Source organism: Marinobacter sp. UBA5687, assembly GCF_002420325.1.
In the GTDB taxonomy this organism is placed as follows: Bacteria; Pseudomonadota; Gammaproteobacteria; order Pseudomonadales; family Oleiphilaceae; genus Marinobacter; species Marinobacter nauticus.
Map to the genome: position 1 here is coordinate 14331 of NZ_DIHV01000005.1, position 3867 is coordinate 18197.

The 3867-nt window shown below is 57.0% G+C and carries 3 protein-coding genes and 1 other RNA gene; 1 reads left to right on the plus strand and 3 read right to left on the minus strand.

Translation table 11 applies throughout. The annotated features are described in order from the left end of the window. Window positions 1-163 precede the first annotated feature (163 nt). From ssrA to smpB, 3 genes are all read right to left on the minus strand, one after another. Window positions 164-529: a transfer-messenger RNA gene (gene ssrA, locus B3Y70_RS00340) on the minus strand. Between the two features lie 94 nt (window positions 530-623). Beyond that, window positions 624-2042 carry a WS/DGAT/MGAT family O-acyltransferase gene (locus B3Y70_RS00345; RefSeq protein ID WP_273031414.1) on the minus strand — a complete coding sequence of 473 codons (1419 nt, stop codon included), beginning with the start codon at window positions 2040-2042 and terminating at the stop codon, window positions 624-626. A gap of 134 nt (window positions 2043-2176) precedes the next feature. Next, window positions 2177-2659 carry an SsrA-binding protein SmpB gene (smpB, locus tag B3Y70_RS00350; RefSeq protein ID WP_011786782.1) on the minus strand — a complete coding sequence of 161 codons (483 nt, stop codon included), beginning with the start codon at window positions 2657-2659 and terminating at the stop codon, window positions 2177-2179. A 179-nt stretch (window positions 2660-2838) separates the two neighbouring features. Here smpB and B3Y70_RS00355 point away from each other — a divergent pair. Then, on the plus strand, window positions 2839-3867 hold a 1029-nt coding region (locus B3Y70_RS00355), incomplete at its 3' end, for a sodium-dependent transporter (protein WP_288589037.1).

The following is a 3867-nucleotide window of genomic DNA, read 5'->3' on the forward strand; positions in this document are numbered from 1 at the left end:
ACGGGCAATACCGGGGGTGTATTGCTTGCTAACCACTCGATATAGGGTTGTTTTACGTCAGTTGGTGGGGTTAGGCAAGGTTAAGCGCCGATGACACCTGAAGAAAAAACGGAAGGTCAGAAACGAAAAAAGCCCCTGAAAACAGGGGCTTTTTTCTGGAAGGTGGTGGAGACGGCGGGAATTGAACCCGCGTCCGCCAGCACTAGGCCTTGAGGTCTACATGCTTAGTGTCCTTCTATTGATTTAACCTCAAGCGACCCGAAGGTCAGGGTGCAAGAGGCGAGCTCTTTAATCTTAGCCGAACACCAGTGAGCTCTGATGAACGGAGCAGCCTATAAGCGATGACGTCCTGGGATGTTGCTACTGAGTTATAGGCGCCTCAGCCAGGACGACTGGAACGGCTTACGCCGCCAGTGCGTAGTTTTCGTCGTTTGCGACTATTACGTTGCAGCTTTGGATTTACGAGATTCGCTGCCATCTCGGCATGCACCCAAGGGTTCGTCACCGGCGTCGAAGCCAAGTCGTCCCCTTGTTCTTTCAGTATATGTGTCCGGATTGCCGGACTTCAAGGCTTCTTTGTGTAACGGCGTTACTATTTGTACCTACGCCTGGCGTTGGTGAGCCTAGGAGGCCTGGCGGAAACCGCCGGCGCCGGCTTTCGTGAGTGCAGCCTGATGTAGGTTCTCGAAGCTGTCACGGAAATAATCCATTACCGCGCCCGGGTCGGCTTTGATGCCTTTGTCGACCGTTATGCCGAATTGTACCGTGCCGGCGTAACTGAAAATGCTCATGCCAATACCGATGTTGCCACTCTGGGGTACCCAGAACATGGGTTGAACCAGTTTGCTGCCCGCCAGGTAAACCGCATGGCGTGGGCCGGGAACATTGGTCAGCACCGCCGAGGCCTTGCTGCTGAGTAGGTCCAGAGCTCGGCGTTCGAGAATGTCCGGGCCGCGGCCAAACAGGTCCAGCAAGCTATAGGTTACCTGGGCCTGGTAGGACCGTTTGAGCCGGTTCATGTTTTCCTGAACCTGGCGGAAACACATGATCGGATCCGTTACCTCAACAGGCAGGCACACCAGCACCAAGCCAAACTGATTGCCGAGAGTTTCGATGGGCTGGTCCAGTGGCCTCAGGTTGAAAGGAACGGCAACCCGAATGCCGCAGTCCGGAATACTCTGGCCGTGCTCCGTAAAATGCCGGCTCAGGGCACCGGTGGCAGCACACAGTAAAACGTCGTTGACGGTCCCGCCCAGTGTCCTGGCGCACTGTTTCACGGTTTCCAGTTCAAGAGGTTCGGCCCAGGCCACCTGTTTGCGGCCCAGCAGCGGGCTTTTCAGGCTGGTTTTCGGCTCGAAGGGGGCAAGCCCCAGTTTGGCCAGGTCCATAACAATGCCGCCGGCAGTGGTGGCCAGCTTCAGTGGGTAATCGGGCTCTTTGCGGATGGAATCGACGAACAGGTTGGCCTGTCCCCAGGCAGCCTGGGTGCTGTCTACAATCCGGTGCAGGAACCGGCTGGCGGGTGTGCCGTTGGGTTTTGCGGGTAGCTTTGGGTGTGCAACGCGCTCGAGCTTGGGTTCAGGAGTGCGATCGGTCAGCGAAAGCAGTACCCGCACCAGTGAAATGCCATCGGCAATACAGTGGTGAATCCTGATTAACAGGGCGCAGCCGTTCTCATAGTTGTCGATGTAGTGTATCTGCCAGAGTGGCCGGCGGAAATCGAGAGCGGTGCTGTTGAAATCACTGGCCAGCGCCTGGAGTTCCGATTTGCCGGCATTGCCTGGCAGGGCGATGGTGTGCAGGTGATTGTCCAGGTCGAACAGGGGATCGTCTTCCCAGTAGACTTTGTCACCTTTGTCAACGATGCGTTGGCGAAAGCGCCGGAATTTCAGGAAGCGTTCTTCCAGCGTGCGCTTGAGTCGCTTGAGCGGAATGGGGTGCTCAAAGGCCAGTACCGCGGAAATCATCATGGGATTTTCCGGGGTATCCATGCGTAACCAGGAGCGATCGACCGACGTCATGACCGTCCGTTTTGCTGACATAAGCCCTCCCTATGCTTTGTACCGGAGTCCGGGCCGCCTGGTACTGCCATCGGGGCCAGCTGAAGAAAGACCTCAAAGTATAGGAGGCTTTTTGGAATCAGCAAAGAGGGTGCATATGCGACACAGTTTTGGTGTCAGGTGTTGGCCTCACGCATGATGCGCTGCTTCTGGCGATTCCAGTCGCGCTCTTTCTCGGTGGCGCGCTTGTCGAACAGCTTCTTGCCTTTCACCAGGGCGATCTCGCATTTCACCTTGTTCTTTTTCCAGTAAAGCGCGAGGGGGATGCAGGTGTAACCCGCCTGATTCACCTGGCCGACAATCTTGGCGATTTCCTTGGCGTGCAGTAGCAGTTTGCGAGTGCGGGTCGGGTCCGCAATCACATGGGTAGAGGCAGTATTCAGAGGCGTGATGTGGGAGCCCAGCAGCCAGGCTTCGCCATCCTTCAGCAGTACATAGGCATCAACCAGTTGTGCCTTGCCGGCACGCAACGACTTCACTTCCCAGCCAAGCAGGGCCAGGCCAGCCTCGAAGCGCTCCTCAATATGGTATTCGTGCTTCGCCTTCTTGTTCAGGGCGATGGTGTTGCTGGTTGGGGCGTTTGCTTTCTTCTTGCTCATGAATCCTGTCCGGGATCGGAAGAATGACGGTGCTGGGCTCGTCGGTGCGCCAGCAAAGCGCGCATTGTAGCGCAGGAGTGCAAGAGGGGTCACGGATTCGCCGTCTGGCTCGGGTTTTGTATCGTTCCTGCCGGCTTGCTTCGGCTACAATGATGCGCTCATCACTGCCTGGGGAAGTAATGCTGCGCAAGTACCAGACGTCAATAGGGTCGTTTACCCGAAAATCTACCTTTTTCTGGGCTTCTGTGGGTGCCACGGTTGGCCTGGCCAATCTGTGGCAGTTTCCCTATCTGGCCAGTATCCACGGCGGCGGTCTGTTTATCTTGCTGTACCTGGCCTGTCTGCTGGTGGTTACCTTGCCGTTAATGGTGACGGAGGCGGTGATTGGCCGTCATGCCCGGCATGGGATTGTGCTGGCCATGGACGGCATGGTGAAAAACGCTGGTTGCTCACCGTTCTGGCGGTTGGCAGGGCCGTTGAGCATTATTGCGGCCTTCGTGGTGCTCTCTTTCACGGCCGTATTTGGCGGTATTGTGTTGGCCTACATCTTTTTTGGGGCTGCTGACCGCTTCGAGGGCGCTTCGGCGGCGTCAGCAACTGCCGTACTGTCGGAGTTGGTGTCGGACCCGGGTCACTATCGGCAGTTTATGGCCTGGCATGTTTTCTTCGTGATTCTTGTGGTTGCGGTTTCGGCCCGAGGGGTGGTCAAGGGGCTGGAGCGGTCGATGCGCATGATCGTCCCCTGCACCCTGCTGCTGATGCTGGTGCTGTTCGGGCTGGCAGCCATGCGGGGGAGCTTGCAGTCCGGGATAGATCACGTTCTGGTGATGCGGCCGGAGCAGGTAACAGCGGCCAGTATCAAGGCAGCGTTCTTTCATGCTTTTTATACCTTGGGTCTCGGAATGGGAGTGTGGGCCATATTTGGCGCCTATTCCACCAGCCATACCCGCCTGAAGCGCTCGATACTCGCTGTAGTGTTGATGGACACCCTGGTCGCCATCATGGCCGGATTGATGATGTTTTCAGTTGCAGCGGACGGTAGCAGCCTTGAGGGTGAGCGGGGTTTCAGCCTGCTTTTTGTTTCCCTGCCGGTTGCGCTATCAGACTTGCCCTACAGTCAGGTGGTGATCGCGTCGGTTTTCCTGCTGGTGGTGCTGATTGTATGGGCGACGGGGTTGTCGCTTCTCGAACCGGTGGTGGGATGGTTC

Coding starts and splice junctions, on each gene's coding strand:
- B3Y70_RS00345 (WP_273031414.1), bottom strand. CDS start 2,042: ATGTCAGCAAAACGGACGGTCATGACGTCGGTCGATCGCTCCTGGTTA.
- smpB (WP_011786782.1), bottom strand. CDS start 2,659: ATGAGCAAGAAGAAAGCAAACGCCCCAACCAGCAACACCATCGCCCTG.